General features: G+C 59.5%; 21 protein-coding genes. 5 read left to right on the forward strand and 16 right to left on the reverse strand.

The window, feature by feature from the left end; genetic code table 11:
• Positions 1-120: 120 nt before the first annotated feature.
• Positions 121-996: a polysaccharide deacetylase family protein gene (locus ABJH13_RS05920; RefSeq protein ID WP_348405295.1), complete on the reverse strand. Its 876-nt coding sequence runs from the start codon at positions 994-996 to the stop codon at positions 121-123.
• A complete protein-coding gene (locus tag ABJH13_RS05925) occupies positions 993-1,418 on the reverse strand; it encodes a nuclear transport factor 2 family protein (RefSeq protein WP_348405296.1) in 426 nt (141 codons plus the stop codon). Before ABJH13_RS05925 ends, ABJH13_RS05920 begins: the two co-directional genes overlap by 4 nt.
• Before the next feature lie 317 nt (positions 1,419-1,735).
• On the opposite strand from ABJH13_RS05925, the gene ABJH13_RS05930 reads away from it, so the two are divergent.
• From ABJH13_RS05930 to ABJH13_RS05945, 4 genes are all read left to right on the forward strand, one after another.
• Positions 1,736-2,224 (forward strand): twin-arginine translocation pathway signal, encoded by a 489-nt coding sequence (locus ABJH13_RS05930; RefSeq protein ID WP_348405297.1) that lies wholly within the window; start codon positions 1,736-1,738, stop codon positions 2,222-2,224.
• 15 nt (positions 2,225-2,239) lie between these two features.
• Entirely contained in the window at positions 2,240-2,854 is a 615-nt protein-coding gene (locus ABJH13_RS05935) for a ferric reductase-like transmembrane domain-containing protein (RefSeq protein WP_348405298.1), read from the forward strand.
• A 226-nt stretch (positions 2,855-3,080) separates the two neighbouring features.
• Positions 3,081-4,067 (forward strand): TAXI family TRAP transporter solute-binding subunit, encoded by a 987-nt coding sequence (locus ABJH13_RS05940; protein WP_348405299.1) that lies wholly within the window; start codon positions 3,081-3,083, stop codon positions 4,065-4,067.
• Between the two features lie 112 nt (positions 4,068-4,179).
• The gene (locus tag ABJH13_RS05945; RefSeq protein WP_348405300.1) at positions 4,180-6,402 is read left to right on the forward strand and encodes a TRAP transporter permease; all 2,223 of its coding nucleotides are present in this window, start codon (positions 4,180-4,182) and stop codon (positions 6,400-6,402) included.
• A 523-nt stretch (positions 6,403-6,925) separates the two neighbouring features.
• Here the strand turns inward: ABJH13_RS05945 and ABJH13_RS05950 are convergent.
• Positions 6,926-7,459, reverse strand: a complete 534-nt coding sequence (locus ABJH13_RS05950) for an ImmA/IrrE family metallo-endopeptidase (protein ID WP_348405301.1) — start codon at positions 7,457-7,459, stop codon at positions 6,926-6,928.
• Between the two features lie 158 nt (positions 7,460-7,617).
• On the reverse strand, positions 7,618-9,663 hold the full coding sequence (locus ABJH13_RS05955) for an NADH:flavin oxidoreductase (RefSeq protein WP_348405302.1): 2,046 nt from the start codon (positions 9,661-9,663) through the stop codon (positions 7,618-7,620).
• Positions 9,664-9,768: 105 nt separating this feature from the next.
• Here ABJH13_RS05955 and ABJH13_RS05960 point away from each other — a divergent pair, with 105 nt between their 5' ends.
• Positions 9,769-10,380, forward strand: coding sequence for a TetR/AcrR family transcriptional regulator (locus ABJH13_RS05960; RefSeq protein ID WP_348405303.1), 612 nt, complete (start codon positions 9,769-9,771; stop codon positions 10,378-10,380).
• Positions 10,381-10,423: 43 nt separating this feature from the next.
• On the opposite strand, the gene ABJH13_RS05965 is transcribed toward ABJH13_RS05960, so the two are convergent.
• The 12 genes from ABJH13_RS05965 to ABJH13_RS06020 form a co-directional block, all read right to left on the reverse strand.
• On the reverse strand, positions 10,424-10,702 hold the full coding sequence (locus ABJH13_RS05965; protein WP_348405304.1) for a helix-turn-helix transcriptional regulator: 279 nt from the start codon (positions 10,700-10,702) through the stop codon (positions 10,424-10,426).
• A gap of 107 nt (positions 10,703-10,809) precedes the next feature.
• A complete protein-coding gene (locus ABJH13_RS05970) occupies positions 10,810-11,745 on the reverse strand; it encodes an acetamidase/formamidase family protein (protein WP_348405305.1) in 936 nt (311 codons plus the stop codon).
• 19 nt (positions 11,746-11,764) lie between these two features.
• Positions 11,765-12,508, reverse strand: a complete 744-nt coding sequence (locus ABJH13_RS05975; RefSeq protein ID WP_348405306.1) for a FadR/GntR family transcriptional regulator — start codon at positions 12,506-12,508, stop codon at positions 11,765-11,767.
• A 51-nt stretch (positions 12,509-12,559) separates the two neighbouring features.
• Positions 12,560-13,309 carry a DUF1028 domain-containing protein gene (locus tag ABJH13_RS05980; protein WP_348405307.1) on the reverse strand — a complete coding sequence of 250 codons (750 nt, stop codon included), beginning with the start codon at positions 13,307-13,309 and terminating at the stop codon, positions 12,560-12,562.
• On the reverse strand, positions 13,306-15,087 hold the full coding sequence (locus ABJH13_RS05985; protein WP_348405308.1) for a gamma-glutamyltransferase family protein: 1,782 nt from the start codon (positions 15,085-15,087) through the stop codon (positions 13,306-13,308). The genes ABJH13_RS05980 and ABJH13_RS05985 overlap by 4 nt, the downstream gene beginning before the upstream one ends.
• A gap of 12 nt (positions 15,088-15,099) precedes the next feature.
• A complete protein-coding gene (locus ABJH13_RS05990; RefSeq protein WP_348405309.1) occupies positions 15,100-15,975 on the reverse strand; it encodes an ABC transporter permease in 876 nt (291 codons plus the stop codon).
• A gap of 1 nt (position 15,976) precedes the next feature.
• Entirely contained in the window at positions 15,977-16,921 is a 945-nt protein-coding gene (locus ABJH13_RS05995; protein WP_348405310.1) for an ABC transporter permease, read from the reverse strand.
• A 60-nt stretch (positions 16,922-16,981) separates the two neighbouring features.
• Positions 16,982-18,502 (reverse strand): ABC transporter substrate-binding protein, encoded by a 1,521-nt coding sequence (locus ABJH13_RS06000; RefSeq protein ID WP_348405311.1) that lies wholly within the window; start codon positions 18,500-18,502, stop codon positions 16,982-16,984.
• A gap of 3 nt (positions 18,503-18,505) precedes the next feature.
• A complete protein-coding gene (locus ABJH13_RS06005) occupies positions 18,506-19,615 on the reverse strand; it encodes an oligopeptide/dipeptide ABC transporter ATP-binding protein (protein ID WP_348405312.1) in 1,110 nt (369 codons plus the stop codon).
• Positions 19,612-20,637, reverse strand: a complete 1,026-nt coding sequence (locus ABJH13_RS06010) for an ABC transporter ATP-binding protein (protein ID WP_348405313.1) — start codon at positions 20,635-20,637, stop codon at positions 19,612-19,614. Before ABJH13_RS06010 ends, ABJH13_RS06005 begins: the two co-directional genes overlap by 4 nt.
• Positions 20,638-20,927: 290 nt before the next feature.
• On the reverse strand, positions 20,928-21,731 hold the full coding sequence (locus tag ABJH13_RS06015; protein WP_348405314.1) for a Pnap_2097 family protein: 804 nt from the start codon (positions 21,729-21,731) through the stop codon (positions 20,928-20,930).
• Positions 21,728-22,984 (reverse strand): MSMEG_0569 family flavin-dependent oxidoreductase, encoded by a 1,257-nt coding sequence (locus ABJH13_RS06020; protein WP_348405315.1) that lies wholly within the window; start codon positions 22,982-22,984, stop codon positions 21,728-21,730. The genes ABJH13_RS06015 and ABJH13_RS06020 overlap by 4 nt, the downstream gene beginning before the upstream one ends.
• Positions 22,985-22,994: the final 10 nt, after the last annotated feature.

Raw genomic sequence — 22,994 nt, forward strand, 5'->3', positions numbered from 1 at the left:
TAGCGCAAAGAAGTGTCAGAAGTCTGTGCAGACGTCCACCTTGGGGCGCTCACATCACGGTGCTTTGGGCGCGGGTCGGCGTGATTTGGCCGTGGACACTGGCGTGGGTTTGCCGCCCCGCTATGGGGCTGCCTTGGCGCAATGGTCGTAGATATCGCCCGCGCGCGTCAGCCAAATGTCATCGCGGTGGGCGCAGATATGGCGCAACGCGCGGCGCAAGTGCCGCAGGCGATACGGTTGCCCCACAAGATACGGATGCAAGGCGATCCCCATCACCAGCGGCTGCCCCGCTGATTGCTCTAACATTTCGTCAAAGTTATCGATGATCATATCGGCAAACGTCTGTGCGCTGTCTTTGCGCGCCACAATAGACGGGATATCGTTGACCTCTTGCGGGTAGGGGATGGCCAGCAACGGCCCGTGATCAGTGCGCATCCAGATGGGTTGGTCGTCCATGCACCAGTTCAACGTATACCCGTACCCGGCCTGTTTCAGCAGGTCAGGCGTGACCCGGCTTTCCGCGATCCACGGCGACAGCCAGCCCTTGGGCGGCGTGCTTTCGGCCTGCGTCAGGACGTGGGTCGCATCGGCGATCAATGCGGCTTCGGCGGTAGGGTCCAGCACGCTTTGACGTTCGGAATTTGTGCGCCCATGGCCTACGATCTCGTCGCCGCGGGCGCGAAATGCGGCCATCAGGTCGGGTGCTTCGCCGTACATCGCAGAATTGGCCAGCACGCTGACCGGCATATCCAACGCGTCAAACATATCGCGCATGCGCCACGCCCCGACACGGTTGCCATAATCGCGCCACGCGTAGTTCAGCACGTCAGGCTGCGGCCCGCCCGGTGCCAGTTCTGCGCCCAACCCCTCGCCAAAGGCGAAATGTTCAAGGTTTAGCCCGATATACACGGCCAGCCGTTTGCCGCCGGGCCAATTATAGTCGGGCCGATTGGTGATTGCGCTGTAGTCATAGCGGGCGTGGTTGGGCAATGTCATAGGGGGGCCTCGGCCAATCCGGCCTTGTGCAACAAGATCTCGGCGCTGTCATTCCAGACCTGCGTGCTGACGATCTGGCCGCCGCGCACAACGAACGTATCCATATACCGGTTGGTTTCAAATGCGCTGCCATCGCGCCATTCGCCGTATAAATACCCGGTGTTATAGACATGCACATCGCCGGTTTCAGGGTCGAGAGCGGCATCGGTGCGCAGGAATTTCTTCTTGACCCAAGCATAGCGTTTGGCGTTGAACGCCGCCGTCTGAGCAGGGGCTGTAAAACGCCGCCCGCCGGTAAATGTGATCTGAAAGTCATCTGACACATACGCGCGCGCACCTTCAGGGTCGGGGACCATCGCGCGTTCCAGATACCGCTCCACAATGGTTTTGGCGGCGGCGACGGGGTCTGTTGGGGTGTGCAAATCGGTCTCCTGCTCGGGGCGCCGGTATATGGTGCAGCGCCCTGCGCGGTGTTAAAATGCGCCCATGGTCAAACATCAATGGCTTGGTGCCGGTGCCTTGGTTGTTTTTCGCCGTTGCGACATAATTCAGCACCCTGGCGGTGATCAAACGTGGGTGTGCGGCTGTTTTGCGCCGCATTCACGCAGCTGTGAGCGTCATTTGGCGGTCTCTAGACAATCACAGGTCGAGATCTGTTCGAAATCGCCTATGTTAACACCATCATACCAACCAAGATTGCGCGATGTGGTATCGGTATACATGTGGAAGGAGCCCACCCATGGTAGACACTCATTTTAACCGCCGAACGTTGATTGCGGTTGGCGGGGCGGTCCTCGCGGCGGGCGTATCGGTGGGGCCAGCCCCGGCACGCGCGGCGGGGCTGGCCCCAACACAATCCATGCGCGGCGGGGCCAATAACTACCAGCCGGGCGCGCCGATCGTGGACCGCATTGGCGGTGGCGGCTTTTGGATGACGGGCACGGTGCGCCGGGCGGGCGATGGCGCGCCCTTGGCCGGGCAACGCATCCAGATCTGGGCGCACACCACCGAAGGCCACGAACGCGACCCGCACAGCCATGGCGCAACGCTCAGCGATGAAAACGGTGTGTTCCGTCTGGAAATGCCCCAGATCGTGCCAGCGTTTGGCCAGGCGCACGGGCATTTGGCCTATGACGACGACGCCTTTGAAACGGTGTTCTTGCGGCCCATTATGTCCAGTGCGCGCGACACCGAATTGACCGCCGATTTCATCCTGCAACCTGCCTGACAGACGCGCGTGCGGGTGAAACGAACCTACGCGGCGCTGGTCTGGGCGGCGGTGTTGGCGGTCGGGCTGGCGGCGGTTGTGGCCGCCGCGATGAGCCCGCTTTTGGCGTGGCGCAACCCGGTCTATATTGTGGCGGGTTTTGCAGGGGTCATCGCGATGGCGCTGTTGCTGGTGCAACCTGTGTTGGCCACACACCGCCCGCCGGGTCTGCCACAAGGGCGCGCGCGCAAGGTCCACCGTGCGGTTGGGCTGGCGGTGGTGGTGGCCGTTATTGTGCATGTGGGTGGGCTGTGGGTCACCAGCCCGCCGGACGTTGTAGATGCCTTGATGCTGCGGTCACCCACGCCGTTTTCTGTTTGGGGAGTGGCCGCGATGTGGGCGGTGTTTGCGACGGCTGCCTTGGCGTTGATGCGGCGGCGATTGCGTTTGCGCCCGGTGGTGTGGCGGTTGTGCCATACGTCGCTGGCCGCCACCGTTGCGGTGGGCACCGTCATCCATGCCATGCGCATCGAAGGCACCATGGGGCCGGTCACTAAAATCGTGCTGGCGGCGGCGGTTATCGCAGTGACGGGGGGTGTTTTGATCCAACTGCGGGTCTGGGCGACTGGTCGACGGCGCATCCAACGCTAAGGCCATGGCGCATCATAGCCGCCCCAGAGAGGTGCAAAATGAGGCGGCCCTACTGGTTTTGCGGGGATTTCCGTGTTTTGCGAGGCCGGGCCCGATAAACTATTAAATTGACGTTGTTCGATCTTGCCGCACATCATAGAAGGCTGTGGTCACAGAGCGCTCAATGCTCTGGAAAACAACGAGAGGGTCCGCGAGGGGCCCAATAACGATAGTGGAGGAAATATTCATGAAAACAGCAGGACTTATCGCTGTAACCGCACTGACCGCCACGGCCGCTTTTGCGGACGGGCACGCCGACCGCACTGGTTGGCCGCAAAGCTTTACCGTGGCGACCGCGTCACAAGGTGGGACATATTTCGCCTACGGATCCGGCTGGGCCAATCTGGTCGCCGAAGAACTGGGCATCACGGGTGGCGGCGAAGTCACCGGCGGGCCGGGCCAAAACATGGCGCTGGTGCACACAGGCGACGCGCAGTTTGGCATGACCACAATGGGCCCCGCCGCCGAAGCCATCGCCGGACAAAGCCCGATTGCACCGGGTTTGGCCATGACCAACGCCTGCGCGATGTTCCCGATGTACCAAACACCGTTTTCGGTGACGGCGCTGTCGTCTTCGGGCATCACAAAAATCGCCGATATCCCTGATGGCGCGCGTATCGGTTTTGGCCCGGCTGGGTCCACATCTGATACGTATTTCCCCCGTATGATGGACACGCTGGGCGTCAACTACGAACGCCGCAATGGCTCGTGGAGCGACCTGGGTGGCCAATTGCAAGACGGATTGCTGGATGTCATCGCCTTTGCTGCGGGCGTTCCTGTCCCCGCCGTAAGCCAGCTGGAAGTGCAAACGGACGTCAACATCATCGAATTCACCGCAGATGAACAATCCACGATCATGGGAACCTTCCCTGTCGCGGCGTTTGACATTGCGGCAGACACCTACACGACCCTCGAAGGGGACGCGCGGTCTGTGTCGATGTGGAACTTTGCGATCGCCAACTGCGATTTGCCCGACAGCATGGTGAATGCGGTTGTGGATATCATCATGTCCGACAACGACCGCATGGTGAACATTCACAAAGCTGCACGGTCGACCTTGCCCGAAAACTGGGACAAAAACGGTGGCGTCATCGCGTGGCACCCCGGTGCGGCGCAGTGGTTCATCGATAACGCAGGCGCTGATATCCCTGCGGATCAAATCCACAGCAAATAATTTCGAACCAGAAGGGCCGCGCGTGATGTGCGGCCCTTTGTGATCTACCGGAACCCGTAGGCGTTTCCGGATGGCTGTGCCGCGTCAGGATGCGGCCTGATGGAGACCAAAGATGACCCGTGCAATTCAAGACGACGACCAAATCGACGGACCAATCAACGTTGAAGGCGTCGATGATGAACCGGTTGAACACAACCGCCGGATCTTTGAGGGCCGGGTGCATCGGATCATTGCTGTGGTGTCTGGCATCTATGCCATATTCCACATGGCCTCGTTGAATGGCTGGTCCATCCGCGGGCTGACGGGCGTTGATATCCCCTATCTGCCGGTTTTCCCGATGGAGACCTGGAATTTCCGGATCGTACACATCGCAGGCGCGTTGATTTTGGGCTTTTTGCTCTATTCCGCACGGGCGTTTCCGGACCAAGAGAAAACAGGGCGGCATCCGCTGGATGTTTTGGCGTATCTTGCTGTAATTCCTGCCCTTTATGCGTGTTTCACCGCTTTGGGGTTCGCAGCACAGATCGCCGCAGGGGCGCAATGGAACGGCGTCGATCCAACAATCAGAGCCGCCGAAACATGGCACTATGGCGCACCGTTGATCGCGGCCAGCGTGCTGGGGATCGTGATCGGCTGGTTGCGGCCTCGGGAGCGTGGTCGCATCGCCGTGGCCGATCTGGTTTTGGGCGTCTGTGCCGTGGGTGTGGCGATCTATCTGACCACGATCTTTGGGACGTCGATGCGCATTTCCACCGGAACGCCCTTTGCCCCCATCGGTATGAGTTTGGCCGCCGTGGCGGGCACGATGTTGATCATGGAACTGACCCGCCGCGTGGCAGGGTTGGCGTTGATCGTGATCGCGGGGGTGTTCCTGATTTACGTCTTTGTCGGGGATCTGCTGCCCGGCTTTCTGAATTCACCCGACATCGCGTGGCAACGGTTCTTTAGCCAAGTCTACACCGACGCAGGCATTTTGGGGCCAACAACAGCGGTGTCGTCGACCTATATCATCCTGTTCATCATCTTTGCCGCCTTCTTGCAGGCCTCACGGGTGGGGGAATATTTCGTCAATTTCGCCTTTGCGGCTGCGGGGCGGTCACGGGGCGGGCCTGCCAAAGTGTCGATCTTTGCCAGTGGTTTAATGGGCATGATCAACGGCACATCGGCAGGCAACGTGGTGGCCACCGGGTCGCTGACGATCCCGTTGATGAAAAAGGTTGGCTACAAACCGACAACGGCGGGCGCTGTCGAAGCGGCGGCCTCCACGGGGGGGCAAATTATGCCGCCGATCATGGGGGCCGGGGCGTTCATTATGGCCGAAATCACCGGCATTGCGTATACGGATATCGCGTTTGCGGCACTGCTGCCTGCGGTGCTGTATTTCGTGTCGGTCTATTTCATGGTCGACTTTGAGGCCGCCAAACTGGGCATGCGTGGCATGCGCGAAGACGAGCTCCCCAAATTCCGTGATATGGCACGCCGGGTCTTTTTGTTCCTGCCGATCATTATCCTGATCGCGGCGCTCTTTATGGGGTATTCGGTGATCCGCGCAGGCACGCTGGCAACGGCCGCCGCTGCGGTGGTCAGCTGGCTCACGCCCTACCGCATGGGGCTCAAATCTGTGTCCAAGGCGTTTGAATTGGCGGGGATCATGTCTATCCAGATCATCGCGGTCTGCGCCTGTGCGGGTATCATCGTGGGGGTTATCTCGTTGACCGGGGTGGGCGCGCGGTTCTCGTCGGTCTTGCTCAGCATCGCCGACACCAACCAACTGCTGGCGCTGTTTTTCGCTATGTGTATCTCTATCTTGTTGGGTATGGGCATGCCGACGACCGCCGCCTATGCGGTTGCCGCCAGTGTGGTGGCGCCGGGCCTTGTGCAGCTGGGTATTCCCGCGCTGACGGCGCATTTCTTTGTGTTCTATTTCGCTGTGGTGTCGGCCATTACCCCGCCCGTTGCATTGGCAAGCTATGCCGCTGCGGGGATTTCAGGCGCCAATCCAATGGCGACATCGGTCGCGTCGTTCAAGATCGGGATCGCGGCGTTTATCGTGCCGTTCATGTTCTTTTATAACTCGGCGCTTTTGATGGATGGGACGTGGCTCGAAGTGATCCGCGCCGGGGTCACCGCGATCATTGGCGTGTTCTTGTTGTCGTCAGGTGTTCAGGGCTGGTGGGCGGGCAACCATGCCGGATGGGGTATCCGGGCAGGGTTGATCGTCGCGGCCATTTTCATGATCGAAGGCGGATTGGTGTCCGATCTCGTGGGTATCGGCGGTGCGGTTGGTTTGTATTTTCTGGCGCGCACCCTAAAGTCGCCCGCCGTGGGCCACTAACGATTGATGCACTCACATGTTGTTTGTCTAAACGTGGTGGCAAGAATGGGGTGCCGGGTTTTGGGGGATGCGGCCTTGTATGCTCCGTTAGTGGGCTGGGGTGAGCCCGGTTTGACTGTGTGAAATCCGCCCAAAGGGTGGCTGCGCGGGCCTCTTTTTTCGAGCAGGGCTACGATGCCTCCTCGTTCGAGAGAATCTTATAGAAGCAGGGCGCCTACGCCGTTTTCTTTACTATAGGCAGCTGAAACGCTGTCGGGTTATAGGCATTCCCAAAGCTCCAGCTTGCCGTGGCCGAAAAACATGCCGTGACAATCAGGGGCTGAGCCCACAATGTGTTGCAACGCAAGAGGTGGTTTCGTTGTGGGCGGCCGCGCCGTCTTGTGCCGACAATTGTCCAAACGGGCTAGGCATTCTGGTTTGGGCTGGGGTCACTAGCCGGGTGCGATGTCGGGCTACGCCGATCTATGATCGGGCACTACCGATGCGCCCGTTCATCTGGGTCGCAACGGCAAAGACTGTCCCGTCAACCGGTGTCGCCCAAATTGAGGTTCTTGGCCCGCAAATAAGCGACCTTTGTCGGTACATCAAACCGATCAGACGTCGCTTGGGACCGTCCTTCAGACCAGGATGCAACAAACTCTTCTGTTGGCATAAGAAACGCCATTCCGAAGGTGCGCGCTTCTTCTAGTGCTTCGTTCGAGTCCGGATCATACAGGGCTTGAATACCGCAGCCTGGGTGCGCTTTGCGCGTGTCTTCTATGTGTATCGCCCAGTGTCCCAGCGCGGTTGAGACTATGACGCGGTCATCCCGTTTACGCCCTGCACGGGGCAGCCAGATAACCGGCCGCTCTTCGAGCGAAATTTCCAACATTATTTCATTGGGGCGATGAGAATATTCGATATCGACGCCCGCAATCTTGCAAACTTCGTCCAAGGATTTCCCGTCTCGATACCCCCATTCATGGGCATACCGGTCCGCGACAATTTCAATTTCCAGGCGCGTCTGATGCGCTGCAACGGGTTCGACGTAGGGGTAGGATAGACGTCTCGCAGGCATATGTGGACCTTCTCACCAATATCAGCAGGGGTGCTGGTAAACCGGAAAGATTACCATATTGAGAATCTGCGACAAAGTAACAGCCCGACGGGCACCGTTTTTTACCACGTGTTTGTATTTGGCCCTCTGGTGCGTGGCAGGAACACTCCGCGCCGTGTTCACAGGTCTTTCACCAACCGCAGCGCATCATAAATTGCGGCATGTGTGTTACGGGCAGATACGGCATCGCCAATCCGAAAGAGCTGAAACGTGCCTGTGTTGTTTCGTTCTATTGCCTGGGGGGCGCCGTTGATCAGCGCATCATGATCCACCGCACCACCGTTCGAGCTGAGCGGTTTGAGGTCAAAGTATATCTCGTCCAGGGGCAAGGTTCCGTAGTTGACGACAATCTGATCATAGTCTTTTTCCGTTGTGTGATTGCTGTAATCGGTGCCAATAATCGCCGTCAGGGTATTGCCGTTGCGCGCCACGTCAAGCAACCGGCGTGCCACCGTGAATGTCACGTCTTTCTCCTGAAGTGCGCGCATATAGGGCACCAAATTCATCGCCATGACACCCGGTGCAAAGGTCCGGTCCGGGGTCATTACTTCGACGGTTGCCCTTGAAGCCGCGGCGATTTCGGCGGCTTGCAGCCCGGCGTGATCCCCGGCTTCGTCATAGATCAAAACGGTCGGGGCAGGTGTCACATTCCCCGCGATCATATCCCACGAGGTCACAACATGGGGCGCGTCTTGGCCGGTTTCGAACAACTCGGTGTTGGGCATGCCGCCGGTGGCAATGATGACAACGTCGGGGTTCAGGGCCGTGATGTCTTCCACTTCCGCCCAAGTGTTGAAATGAAACACCACGTCGCGGGCCGCGCATTGGGCCATCCGCCAATCAATGATCGAGATCATCTCGCGGCGGCGCGGGGTTTGTGCGGTCAAACGCACTTGCCCGCCGGGGTCTGGCTGCGCCTCGAACACCACAACATCATGTCCGCGTTCGGCTGCCACACGGGCCGCTTCTAGTCCCGCAGGGCCTGCGCCAACCACAACGACTTTACGTTTGACCAAGGCCGGTTCAATGGTGTGTGGCATCGACAATTCGCGCCCTGTTGCGGCGTTGTGGATACATAGCGCGTCGCCGGCCTCGTAGATGCGATCAAGGCAGTAGGTGGCGCCAACGCAGGGGCGGATATCGTCTTCGCGGCCTTCCATGATCTTTTTGACCAAATGCGGGTCGGCCATATGCGCCCGCGTCATACCCACCATATCCAGCAGCCCTTGTTGCACCGCGTGGCGGGCCGTGGCCACATCGGGGATTTTGGCCGCATGGAAGGTGGGCATGCCCGTCAGCTTTTTGACCTGCCCGGCAAAATCCAGATGGGGCGCGTTTTTCATGCCTTGGATGGGGATCAGATCGGTCATCGCCGGGTCAGTATGAATACGCCCCCGCACGACATTGAGAAAATCGAGCTGGCCTGTCCGGGCGAGGGTCTGAGAGATTTTCAGACCGTCCTCGGCGGTGATGCCCCCCCTTTGCGCCTCGTCAGCGGTATACCGAAACCCTACGATGAAATCGCCCCCAACGCGCTTGCGGATCGCGGCCAGCACATCCAACGGAAACCGCATTCGGTTTTCCAACGTATCGGCCCCGTATGGCCCAACCAGATCATTGGTGAGAGGTGACCAGAACTGATCTAACAGATGGCCATAGACCTGCAATTCAATGCCATCCATACCGCCCGCTTTCATGCGCTCTGCGGCGTCGGCAAACTCTGTGATAATCCGCTCGATATCCCAATCTTCGATCAGTTTGGGAAAGGCGCGGTGCGCAGGTTCGCGGTGCTTGGACGACGACACAGACGGCAACCAATTGCCCTTGTTCCACGTCGTGCGCCGCCCCAAGTGGGTCAGCTGGATCATCACCGCACAGCCATGTTCATGGCACCCATCCGTGAGGTTCTGGATCCACGGCACGACCTCGTCTTTATACGCAAGGATGTTGTTGAACACCGGGGGGCTGTCTTTTGAGACGGCCGCAGACCCAGCCGTCATCGCCAATGCAACGCCGGCTTTGGCGCGTTCTTCGTGGTAGGCGCGATAGCGGGCCTTGGGCATGCCGTCTTCGGGGTAGGCCGGTTCATGGCTGGTCGTCATGATCCGGTTTTTCAACGTGAGATGTTTCAAGTGATATGGCTGGAGCAACGGGTCTTTGGTCATTGAACTCTCTCGCAGTCGTGGGGCTGGATGGCGTCTTGACAGATGTGTCATGTTCCAATCTTGCGATGTGATTGACACACCTGTCAAGTTTTCTATGCTGCACTGATGACATCCTCGCCCACCCGCCAACGTGGCTCAAAAGAACTGTGGCTCGATGCGGCCTACGAGATGTTGGTTTCAGACGGGATCGATGCGGTCAAAGTCATGGCTTTGGCCAAAAAGCTGAACCAGTCTCGGACCGGGTTCTATTGGTTCTTTGCGGATCTCAACGCGCTGCACATCGCAATGATCCAACGATGGGAAAACCAGAATACCCAAAACCTGGTGGACCGTTGCAAGGCAGACGCCACGAATATCTGCACCGGGTTGTTTAACCTAATGGACTGCTGGCTTGATCCGTCGCTGTTTGATGCGCGCCTTGATCTGGCCATTCGCAACTGGGCCCGCGTGGACGCTGATCTTGAGGCCAGGTTGAGCGCCGCAGATCGCGTTCGCATTGAGGCCGTCGCGGGAATGTTCCGGCATCATGGGTTTTGCGATGAACAGGCCCAAGTGCGCGGTTTAACCGTCATCTACACCCAGATCGGATATATTTCGATGCAGGTCGCAGAAACACGCCAGGACAGATTGGCGCGTGTGCCGCATTACGTCGAACTGTTCTCTGGGATAAACCCATCCCCGCATGAGGTCGCGCGTTTCTTGGCGCGGCACGTCTGAGGGCGGCCTGCGGATCGGCGCGGTTGGCCGGATCCGGTGCTGTCTAGCCGCAGCACCCGCTTGTGCATTGTGGCGCCTCAATGGGGTTGAGGTCGTCTTGGCTGAGCGGGAAAACCCCGGTTAGCGTCGGTTCCGGCACGTGAAGCGCGTCAGACAGTTTGGCCACCGTTGATTGCGGCACCATAAACGTGGTGTCGGCTTCGATTTTTGCCAATTTCCGCTCTGTCAGGCCGGAGAGTTTGGCCAGCTTGGGGCGGCCGATTTTGCGGCCTTTGCGTATGGCTTTGAGGCGGTCACTTTTGATTTCAACGAGATCTGTCATGCGGCATACCTATCAGACCTTTCCGCGCTTTTCTAGGCGCAATGACACAAGAGGGCCCTCAAATGTCTGACTAGAACGGCACCAAAGGCTAGGTTCAGGCGCGCCCGTCAACTTGGGACAGACAGCAGGGACTTGGCGATCATCATATGCACGCCTTTTTCACGGTTCACCGTTTGGGTGATCCGCAGATCACCCGCCAGAGAACACAACATATAGGCCTCTGCGTGGCTGATGCCCGCGCGCTCTGACACCTCCGAAATCATCCGGCGCAGGGCGATTTCGACACAAACATCGAGATCCGGATGCATCCCCATGGTGATCAAATGTGTGGGCGTTTCGGCCTGAGGGTAGGTTAACTGCAGATCACGGCGCACCGTCAGACGGAACCGTCCTTGCAATGCGGTCTCAATCGCCGTGACGCAGACCTCACCATCGCCTTGCGCGCCGTGCCCATCCCCGCATGAAAACAACGCGCCTTCGGTGAAAACTGGCAGATACAACGTGGTGCCAGCCACCAGTTCTTTGTTGTCTAGGTTGCCGCCATGGGCGCGCGGCTCAATCGTTGAGATCCGCCCCCAACCGGGGGGTGGGGCCACGGCCATCACCCCAAAGAACGGCGCAAGCGGCAGCGTAAGGCCCCATGGCAACGTCGCTGTCCTGGTTTGTGCATCAAGCGGCACGGTCATGTCATGGCGGTCCGCAAAGTCGAGCGGCAGTGTCCCCGCGAGGGGACGGATAAAGGTATAACCCCAATCTTGGCGGAGCGTGACATCCAGAATATCGACCTGCAACACATCGCCGGGCAATGCCCCCTCAACGGCCACCGGCCCCGTCAGCAGGTGACCGGGCACGCCGGGGACACCGCTTTTGTGTATCTCGAGCAGTTCCGGCGGGATGTGAAACCCCGCGCCGGGCAGGACGTCGGGCCCCCCAGAGACCGTGTTTATGATCACCTCGGCACCGCTTGGCACCGTGGCCACGGGGGCAAGGTTGGCGTCAAAATAGCCCCAATGACAGGTTTGCGGGCCTGCGGTGATGATCATGCGAAAGGCCTTTCGTTGGTTATTTGGCGGATGTGGCGGTGACGAAAAACGTCTCGCCGCTGCGTTGCGATGCCTTGTGCAAATCGCCCTGAAGGGCCGCGAACCGGGTTTCGAGGTGGTCGCGCATGGCCGTGCGGGCGACCTCTGCGTGGCCCGCGGCGATGGCATCGATTATGGCGAGGTGTTCATTATGGGTCACCTGCAGCGACGCGCCGTCCCGGCTTTTGGACCGCAGGTTGACCCAATCTGGGTTGGAACGGATGGTATCAAGCAGCGAAAACGCCATGAGCAACGGCCGGTTGCGCGCGCATTGTGCGATCAGCCGGTGCAGGGAACCATCCCAGAGCTCAATGGCCTGCGCATCTGTTGCCTCTAGCTGACGTTGTGCCAAGGTCCGCAGGCGCGCGACCTCGTCGGGGCCCATCCGCTGGGCACAGAGCGCGGCCAATTCCGGCTCTATGCAAAGACGCGCCTCCATCACCTCAAGGGCGTTGGTTTCCCCTGTTATCCGCGCCGCAAGATCGCCCATTGGGTCGGACGGCTGACCCGCAAATGTGCCTTTGCCCTGTTTGCGCCAGACAAGCCCCTCTGCTTCGAGCGCATCCAGCGCTTGCCGCACGAACCGCCGCCCAACGCCAAACCGGTCGGCCAGTGCGCGTTCTGTGGGCAGCCTGCCGTCGGGGTCGATGTCACCCGATTTGATCAGGTCTAGAACCCGGTCGCGAACCTGCGCCATGGGGCGTTTCGTGGACGCAATCGTCATAGGAACCTCAGCCGCCAATGTACCACCGGCGGACTATTAGGTCAGTCTGTGTCATTGCTCAAGCTCTTGGGCATAAGACCGGCTTGGGCGCCCCTGCGCCACACGGCGCGCTTCGGCGGCTTTGATGTCTGCGTCAATGCCGTCGCGGGTTGGGTTGCCGGAAAACTGCTTTGTCGAAGGCATGCCCTTGGCGAAATGCACATAGCGTTCCTGCGCCACATCCCACAATCGCGCCAGTTCGGCGAGTGGGTCGGCGTGGTCATCCGCACGCAGGTCCAACCACGGGTGGGCCTCGCCCCGGTGAATAACCAGCCCCGCCGCCTGCCGGCCACGCTTGTCGCCGCCCGCCGCCTCGCCAGCCACCATTGCGGCAATCAGGCGTTCGGCAAAGGGAAGCGCCTGATTGGCAAGATAGGCGTCAGACGTGGCTTTTATGACGCGGGCCCCGGCAAGCATATTGCCCGCAACTGAATGCGCATCGCCTATGATATGCCCGGCCCAATCCACGCACTCTGCGCCGGTGTAGGCGGCAAACGCGCCTTGGGCATCCATCATGTGGGCCTGCCGGATCGCCCGGCCTGCGTCGCGCGCGGCAAGATCGTCCAGGACGTCCTGCGCGGCTTCACCTGCCATCATGCGCGCGCGGCCCTCGGTGCCCCAGACCGGATTGCAAAACGCCTGACTTGCCACCGCAACGGTGCCAGACACAAAAGGCACCACCGCCCCGCAAGCAAAAAACTTGCTGGCCACGATCACGCCAATGCTGCCATCGGCGTCTTTTGCGATCAACGAATAGGTCACCGGCCGACCGCATAGGCTTGCATCAATCGCGGGGTCGCCGCGGCGCGCAACATGCCGTCGGGTTCGCGCATTGCGGCGGTCAGGCGGCCAACAGTCCACGGTTCAGCCACGGTTACCTTGTGGCCCCGTTCGCGCAATTCGGCGATGGTTTGTGCGCCTATATTGGGTTCAATCATCATCTCGGCGGGTTTGACCTCACGCGGGAAAAAAGAGCCTTGGAAATGCATGGAATGAAACAGTGGCGCGTCCATGCCATCTTGCAGGCCAAGACCAAAATGCACAAAGCGCAGGAACCAGATCAACTGCCATTGGTCCTGCTGGTCGCCGCCCGGTGTGCCAAATACCAGCTGCGTGCCGTCCTTTTCGGCAAGGCTGGGCGTGAGCGTGGTGCGCGGGCGGCTGCCGGGGACCAGCGAGGTCGGCAGCCCGTCTTCCAGCCAATACATCTGCGCGCGTGAATTCAGCGGGAAGCCGAGGCCGGGAATAACCGGCGAGCTTTGCAGCCAACCACCAGACGGCGTCGCGGCCACCATATTGCCCCACCGGTCGATGATATCGAGATGCACCGTGTCGCCGCGTTTTTCTGTCAGATGCGACATGGTGGGTTCTTGTGCGGCGACATCGCCGATCTTGAAATCCCGCGCGGCGCGTTCGATGTAGGCATCGGCCAAGGCCTCAAATCCGGGCACGCGGCCGGGGCGTTGTTGGGTCGAGGCTTGCGGGCTGATCAGCTTGCGGCGCTCGTCGTTATAGGCGTCGCTCAGCAACGTCTCCATCGGGATTTCGCTGAAATCGGGGTCGCCGTAATAGGCTTCGCGGTCGGCATAGGCCAGCTTCATGGCCTCGATCACCGTGTGCACAAATTCAGACCCGTTGGGATCCATCGACGCAAGATCAATGCCCTTCAGGATCGCCAAAGCCTGCAACAAAACCGGCCCTTGCGACCACGCTTGCGTTTTATGCACGGTCCAGCCGTGGTAGTCATAAGACAGAGGGGCTTCGTAACTGGCGCGCCAATCGGCCATGTCAGACGGGGCAAGAACGGCAGAGTGTTTGGCCTCAGATACATCCATTACATGCGCGTCTTTGAGGTAATCGAAAATCGCATCGGCCACAAAACCTGTCCGCCATTCGGCGCGGGCGGCGTCAATTTGGGCCTCGCGGGTGGCACCTTCGCTTGCGGCCAACCGGTCGTAGGTTGCGGCGAGGTCTGGGTTTTTGAACAACGCATGTGCCTCTGGGGTGGCGCCATTCGGGGCCCAAACTGCGGCAGAGGTTGGCCATTCTTTGGCAAAGAAATCCGCCAACCCTGCGATGGTGTTCGCCACGCGTGGCAGCATGGGATGTCCGTCGCGCGCATAGTCGATGGCCGGTTGCATGACCTCGCGCATTGTCATCGTGCCGTGGTCGCGCAGCATCAGCATCCAGCCGTCAAACGCGCCGGGCACCACCGTGGCCAGCAAGCCCGAACCGGGGATAAGTGTCAGGTCTTGGGCCTTGTAATGGGCCACTGTAGCAGCTTTAGGGGCGACCCCTTGCGCACAGAGGACCTCAACCTCGCCGGTTGTGGCCGAATAAAAGATTGCGGGCATGTCGCCTGCGGGGCCGTTCAAATGTGGCTCGACCACCTGCAATGTCAGCGCGGTTGCAACTGCGGCATCAAACGCGTTGCCGCCCTTTTCCAGAATGCTCATGCCCACAGACGAGGCGATCCAATGGGTCGAGGTGGCTGCGCCGAAGGTGCCTCTTATTTCGGGGCGGGTTGTAAAATCGGACATGGGTTCTCCAGATTAATGTTCGCGCGGGTCAAGGGCGTCGCGCAGCCCGTCACCCAAAAGGTTAAAGCCAAGCACCACCAGAAAGATCGAAATTCCCGGCCATAGGGCCATCCATGGGGCTTGGTTTAGAAAGTTCTTGGCGGTGTTCAGCATCGAGCCCCAGCTGGGCTCGGGCGGTTGTTGGCCAAGGCCAAGAAAGGACAGTGACGCCTCGGCGATAATTGCGGTGGCGATGGTCAGGGTGGCTTGCACAAGGATCGGGGGCAGCACGTTGGGCAGGATATAGCGGCTTAGGATGCGCGGCGTGGGTAGGCCAATGGCGCGGGCGCTGTCGACATAGTCTTCGGATTTGACGTTGATGACCTGCCCGCGTGTCAGGCGGATGAAAATCGGCGTGGCCGAGATGCCGATCGCGATCATCGCATTGGTCAGCGAGGGCCCCAGAAACGCGGCAAGGGCAATGGCCAAGATCAAAAACGGTGCCGCCAAAAGCGCCTCTGTGCAGCGTGAGATCACCGCGTCTGTCCAGCCGCCAAAGTAGCCTGCAATAATGCCAAGAGGCACGCCGATCGATACCGCAATACTGACAGAAACCACCCCCGCCAATAGCGACGCCTGCGCCCCCCAAATCATGCGCGCCATCACGTCGCGGCCGATCTCGTCGGTGCCCATCCAATGCGCCATGCTGGGGGCTTTGCGCACCGCACCCCAGTCGGTGGCGGCGGGGTCGGGGATCGGCAAGATAGGGGCCGCCAAGGCGATAAGCACGAAGAACGAGACAAGAATGCCGCCAATCATCGCGCTTTTGTGGGTGCGGAATTTCTTCCAAACGCGGTTTTCGGGTTTCGCGGTAAGGGCGGGTTCTGCGTGCAGGGTGCTGCCGGTCATGTTATTGCCCTCTTAGTCGGGGGTTGAGGACGTAATACATTGCATCGGCAAAGAGGTTCATGAAAATAAACCCCACGGCGGTGACAAGCACAATGCCCTGCACCACGGCGTAATCGCGGTTGAACACAGCGTCCACAACCAGTTTGCCAAACCCCGGAATGGTAAAGATCTGTTCTGTCAGGACGGCACCGGCGACGAGTTCGCCAAACAGCAGCGCAGTCAACGTGACGATGGGCGTCAACGCATTGCGCAGCGCGTGTTTCAGGATCACGACCCGTTCTGCCAGCCCTTTGGCGCGCGCGGTGCGCACATAATCGGCGCTCAGAACGCTAAGCATCGAGGACCGCGTGTGCCGCATCAGCGTGGCGGCGAGTGCGGTTCCCAACACAAACGATGGCATCAGCATGGTGCGGATGGACTGCCCGAAATTCTCTGACAGGGGCACATACCCAGAGGCCGGCAGCAGCTGCCATTTCACCGAAACCAGTAAAATCAACATGATACCAAGCCAAAAATTCGGGATCGACAGGCCCGATAGGGCGACGATATTGGCGATGTAATCCGTTGCGGTGCCCTTTTTGACCGCCGATAGAATGCCCGCCGGGATGCCTATCACCATCGCAAATATCATGGACATAACCGCAAGCTGGATTGTGACGGGCAGCTTTTGCGCCATCAATTCGGTTACCGGTTGGTTGGTGCGCAGGGATATGCCCAGATCGCCCTGCACCGCGTTGCGGATCCACGCCAGATATTGCATCCAAATCGGGTCATTCAGGCGGTATTTCTCGCGTAGGAACGCCAAGGTTTCTGGGTCGCGCTCTTCGCCCGCCAGCACCAGCAATGGGTCCCCCGGCAACAATTTTTGCATCGCGAACACAAAGATCGAGATCAGCACGATGGTGGGCAACGCGAGTAAAACACGGCGCAGCAGAAACGGCAGCATGTCAAGCTCCTTGATTGAAATGCCCGCGCGGCATGGTGGCGCTGCGCGGGCCCAGAGGGGTCACTCTTCCCAGGTGACACCTTCCAGACGGATCATGCCGTCGGGGTAGGGGGTAAAGCCCTTCATGTTGTCGTTGTATGCCCAGATCCAGTTCACGTGGTACAAGAAGACACGGGGCAGTTCATCCAACATCAACGCTGTGGCTTCGTCATACAGCGCTTTGCGTTCGTCGGTGGTGGGGGCCACGCGCGCTGCGTTCAATAGAGCGTCCATCTTTGGGTCCGAGAACCTGCTATCGTTGATCCCGCCTTCTGTCGTGACGAAGGGGTGGTTGTTGCCATCGGGGTCCACGCGGCCCGACCAACCGATTTGGCTGGCGTAGTAGTCACCGGCCGATTGATCCGACAGTAAGGTCGCAAATTCTTTGGAGGTCAACGAGATGTCGATCCCGGCTTGGGCCGCCATGGCCTGCACCACCTGCATCACCGCCAATGGTTCGGTCGAATTGGGGACTTGAACCTCTAGTGCGATGCCATCGGGGTAACCTGCCTCGGCCAAAAGCGCCTTGGCTTTGTCGATGTTGGCGGGCTCTAGGGGCAGGTCGGTGTTGTACCACGGCGAGGTCGACGGGAAGGATTGGTTGCCGGGGGCAAATGCACCATCAAACACCACTTGGTTCAACGCTTCGCGGTCGATGGCATAGCTGAGCGCTTGACGCAGGCGTTTGTCGTTGCCCCACGGGTTGTCGCCCTTTTCACCGTTGTTGATGTTGAGCGTGATCGCTTGGTAGCCCAACGACACTGCACTATCGACAACGATGCTGCTGTCGCCGTTTGCCTGTGCCAGATCCGTCGCGGCCAGCCGTTCCAGCATGTCGATATCGCCAGATTGCAGGTTGGCCAGCCGGACCGTGGTATCGGGGATCGGCAAGAACGTGACGCTGTCAAAATTGATCGCGTCGGCATTCCAGTAGTCGGGGAATTTGGTCAGCACGATCTTGTCCTGCGCCACGCGTTCGGTAAAGCTAAACGCGCCTGAACAAACGGGGTTCAGGCCAAAATCAGCACCCGCAGCTGCGGCGGCTGTCGGCGATACCATCATCCCCGCGCGGTCGGCTAACTGTGCCATCAACGTCGCATCCGCCCCGGTGAGGTTGAGCTTGATCTCGTATTCATCCGTGATTTCGGTGGACGCAATCGACTTCAGCTCGGATTTGCGGCGCGATTCGTCCATGGTCTGCGACCGTTCGATATTTGCAGCGACGGCCTGCGCATTAAACGGAGTGCCATCGTGAAATACGACCCCTTCACGCAGCTGCATCGTGATCGCGGTGCCGTCGTCCGAGGTGGTCCAGGATGTGGCCAGTTGCGGGATGATTTCCAAGTCTGGCGTAATGTCGACCAGTTTGTCGCACATCGATGCATAAACGATCCGGCCCACAAATGTGCGGGATTGGTCGGGGTCAAGCACATCTGCATCTGATTGCAACGCGATGCGCAGGTCTTTGGCCATTGCGGGGGCGGCGCCAAGTACACTCGCACTTAGCAGCGCCGTGATCATGGCAGTTTTCAGGTGTGACATATGTCAGGGCCTCTCTGTCTGTTGATGGTTTTTATGTGTGACGGTGCCGCCTTCGACCGCGGCGCGGTACAGGGCGAACCGGGCTTCTGCGGCCTGGGTTTTTTGGGGGGGCGGGGCGAAGGGCGGTTCGCTGGCAAGTGTGTCCCACAGGTGGCAAGCCACGTGGTGATCGCCGGCACCTGCACGGCTCAGGTCCGGGGTGTCGGTTTTGCATACCGCCTGCGCATGGGGGCAACGCGTGTGAAACCGGCACCCGGGAGGCGGCGCGCTGGGGCTGGGCATTTCGCCCAAAACGGTCGCGCGCTGGCCATCCGGTTTGCCGCCCATCGCCGGGATCGATGCCAGCAACGCCCGTGTGTAGGGGTGGCGCGGGTTGGTGTAGACGTCTTCTGTGGTGCCGCTTTCGACAATTCGGCCCAAATACATCACCGCGACGCGGTCGCTCATATGGCGAATGACACCCAGATCATGGGCGATGATCACCAACGTCAGCCCCATGTCGCGCGATAAATCACCCAGCAGATTGATCACCTGCGCCTGAACAGACACGTCCAACGCCGAGACAGGTTCGTCCCCGATGATCAGTTTGGGGCCTGAGGCCAGCGCGCGGGCAATCCCGATGCGCTGCCTTTGCCCACCGCTAAATTCATGCGGATAGCGCCCGGCATATTCTGCGCGCAGCCCAACTTTGTGCAGCAGTTCCGCGACCCGGTCGCGGCGTTGTTGCGCGTTCAGCTCGGGGGCGTGCACCTCAAGGGGTTCGCCCACCAGCGCGCCCACGGACATGCGCGGGTTCAGCGATGAAAACGGGTCTTGGAAAATGAACTGCATCTGTTGGCGCAAAGATCGCAGGGCGGCCCCGCTGGCGGCGCTGACCTCGTGCCCATCAAACAAGACATCGCCGGATGTGGGGGTCAACAGGCGCATCAACACCCGCGCCAAAGTGGATTTGCCGCACCCGCTTTCACCCACAATGGCGAAGGTTTCGCCCCGGCGCACCCGGAGCGATACCCCATCCACCGCCAAAACAGCCGGTGCGCGCGACAATCCGGTGCTGGCGCTGCCGAAATGTTTGGCTACGTTGACCGCTTCGAGGATGATATCGGCCCTCATAGGGACACCGACACATGCGCCTCAAGGGGCGCGTAGTGGCAGGCGACGGTATGGTGCTGTGTGATGTTGGCAAGGGGCGGGCGCGTTTGGCAGGTCTCGGAGGCAAAGGCGCAACGGGTGCGAAACCTGCATCCGTCCGGCATATTCGCAACCGTCGGCACCGTGCCCGGCACAATGGCCAGCCGCGTGCCGGGTTTGTCGAGCTGCGGCATCGCGCTCATCAAGCCGATTGTATAGGGGTGCTGGGGGTTGTTGAACACCTCTGCCACGGGCCCTTCTTCGACGACCTGACCACCATACATCACCGCAACCGTGTCGGCGATTTCGGCGACGACGCCCAGATCATGGGTGATCATGATGGTGCACATGCCGGTTTCGTCGCGCAGGTCGCGGATCAGGTCTAGGATCTGGGCCTGAATCGTCACATCAAGGGCGGTTGTCGGTTCATCTGCGATGAGAATTTGCGGATTATTGGCCAAGGCCATGGCGATCATGACTCGTTGCCGCATACCACCGGATAATTGGTGCGGATATTCTGATAGGCGCTGTTCGGGGTTGGCGATGCCGACACGTTGCAACATATCCAACGCGCGGGCACGTGCTGTGGTGCGGGTCCCGCCGGTATGGCGCTGGACGGCTTCTTCGATTTGATTGCCGATGGTGAAGGTGGGGTTGAGCGATGTCATCGGCTCTTGAAAGATCATGGCGACGTTATTGCCGCGCATTTCAGGTGGAAGCGTGGCTTGTGGTAAATTGATCTGAGTGTTGCAAATTTCTAATTTTCCTGAGGAAATGCGTGTTGAATCTGCAGGTAAGAGACCCATGAGGGCCATGGCTGTCACGCTTTTTCCACACCCGGATTCGCCCACAACGCACAGAACCTCGCCGTGATTTACGGTCAGGCTGATTTTGTCTATCACATCATTCGCCTGACCTCTGAACCGCAAAACCAAGTCGCTGAGCGACAGCAGCGCGCCGGTCTGCACATCGTTTGAAGTGGCAGTGTTCGCGTGCAGTGACATGTTTTTTGCGTCCCTCGTGCAGTCGTTTGTCAAATAGTGAACCAATCATAGAATGGTTCACGCCGGTCAAAGAAGTCAAGCGACGAGGGGGCATGGGGCGGTGCGGGTTGTGGTATATGCCTATTAAAGTATCGCCGCGCCTCGCACTGCGATTGATGTTCTTATTGGCTGGGGGTGTTTGCTCTGCCTAAGACCTAACGACCCGTGCAGGCAGGGGAGCGTCCGCGAAAGACGGATTTGGTGAGGATCAGCGTGCAGATGGCGGTCTGATCAAGACGTCTTTTATACCATCAAAACCGGTCAAAGGCGCAGTGGGCGAGTTTTCGGGGCTCTGCCGCGCGCCCGCCTGCGCACCAAAGTTCGAGCCCATCAGCGCAAGATGCTCCGATTACATCGTCCCCGTGTTCTATGTTGTTGAAATATAGCACGCGCCGCCGCCGCAATGGCGACCAGCCAGTGGAGCGGACCAGCCCACGTTCGGTTTGATCAAAAAACCGGGTAAAACTCGGGAAATACAATAGTCCGACCGCGTTAAAGTCGGTGCCGATGCAAGGCTGGATCAAGACGTGATCGCGCAGGTCATGCCCTTGGGTGCGGCACGCGCGCGCCGCGGTGCCTGTGCGGGCCGCAAAATCATCTGGCGCAGGGTCCAGAACCGGGATGAGATAGGGCATCGACCGGCTGATGCTTGCGTTTACCCCGTCTTTTTCGTGGCACACAAATGTCGACATCAACCGAAATCGTGCGACAGTTATATCGCCCGATTTCAGAATGTGGATCGACTGAAGCCGACTGCGTCCCGCAGACCAAAGCGTTGATGTGACGTCCAGCGTGCCGCCCAAACCAGCGTGATCGGGGTGGGGTTGATCAAACTCGGTGGCGCAGAAGGCCGCGTAGGTTTGCCGCCCCGCACGGTCTTTGAACAGGGTGGTATTTTGGCCCACAGAATCGGCGATCAATTGCCAATGCACGTCGCCCAAGTGTTTGAGCCACCAGTCCTCTGCAAGCCCACGAAACGCCAGCTGCGCCATGCCAAGACGCAACTGAACACGACGGCTGATTTGTTTAGGTGCAGGGGCTATTCGCGCCGTCATGACACCGCACGCATCTTTGATTTCTGGCGCCCGGCAATTACGCTGGCCAAGTATTGCGAATCCTCATCGATCCCCAAAAATCGCCCCGACCCCCAAGTGTTGAGCCACCCAAGCCCGATGAAATAGAATCCTTCCGCGTCGCACACCCCGCGTTGATAGACGGGGCGGCCAACATCATCGAAAACATCGACGTCAATCCAGCCATAGTTGGGGCGAAACCCGATGGCCCATAGGATGGATGTGATGCCTTTCGCCTTGCAGTCGATCTCTGTAATCTCGTGTTCCGGGTGCCAAGCCTTTTCAAATGCGGGCTCAATTGGGGCGTCGATATTGTTCTTTGCGATGTAATCATCAATGGCGGTGCGTATGCTAAGATAGCTGTCATCGGCATCATCAAGGTTGTGCCCCAGATCGGGCAGGAACTGGATCGTGCTGCCCTGCATCCCGCTGACCGAGCCGTACAAAGACACGCCGTCGCGGGCGAATTTTCGCAGGTCAATCTCATGCCCGCCATCGCGCCCGGTCATGTAGTGGTTGGTCTTGGTCACGGCGTGTTCGGGGTTGGGGTGTTTGTCGATTGTGATGTGGTAGTGGCCCAACGCGTGCATCCAATCGGTGGCGTCGCGCCCGCGGTACATGCGCGGTGACCGCGGCGCCGGGCCGACGGCCAGATGCACATCGCGTCCTTCAAGGTGCATATCTTCCATCAGCTGCACGCCCGATTGCCCGGTGCCAACGACCAATGTCGCACCTTCGGGCATTTGGCTGGGGCGGCGGTAGTCGACCGAATGCATCTGCGTGATCGACGGGTCGAGGTTTGCGGCAAAGGGCGGGACAATCGGGTTGTCATAGCCACCCGTGGCGATCACCACCTGATCTGTCGAATAATTGCCCTGGCTGGTGTCGACCAAATACCCACCGCCGGGGCGTTTGGTGATCTGCGTCACCTCGCAGTTTTCTACAATTGGCGGTGTAAAACTTTGGGCAAAGGCCTGTAGATAGTCGGTGATTTCGTCTTTGACCATAAACCCATCCGGATCATCGCCCGCATAAGGAAAATCGGGCAGACGGCACTGCCAATTTGGCGTCACAAGGCAGAATGTATCCCACCGGTTCACCCGCCAAGAATGGAACTTTTCGTGGCGTTCCAAAACAACATGATCCAGATTTTTCTGCGTCAGATAATAGCTTACCGAAAGCCCGGCCTGACCGCCGCCCACAACGACGACTGATTTATGTTCACGATGGGTCATGGTTTGGTTC

The sequence above is a fragment of the Roseobacter sp. genome (genome assembly GCF_039970775.1).
In the GTDB taxonomy this organism is placed as follows: Bacteria; Pseudomonadota; Alphaproteobacteria; order Rhodobacterales; family Rhodobacteraceae; genus Roseobacter.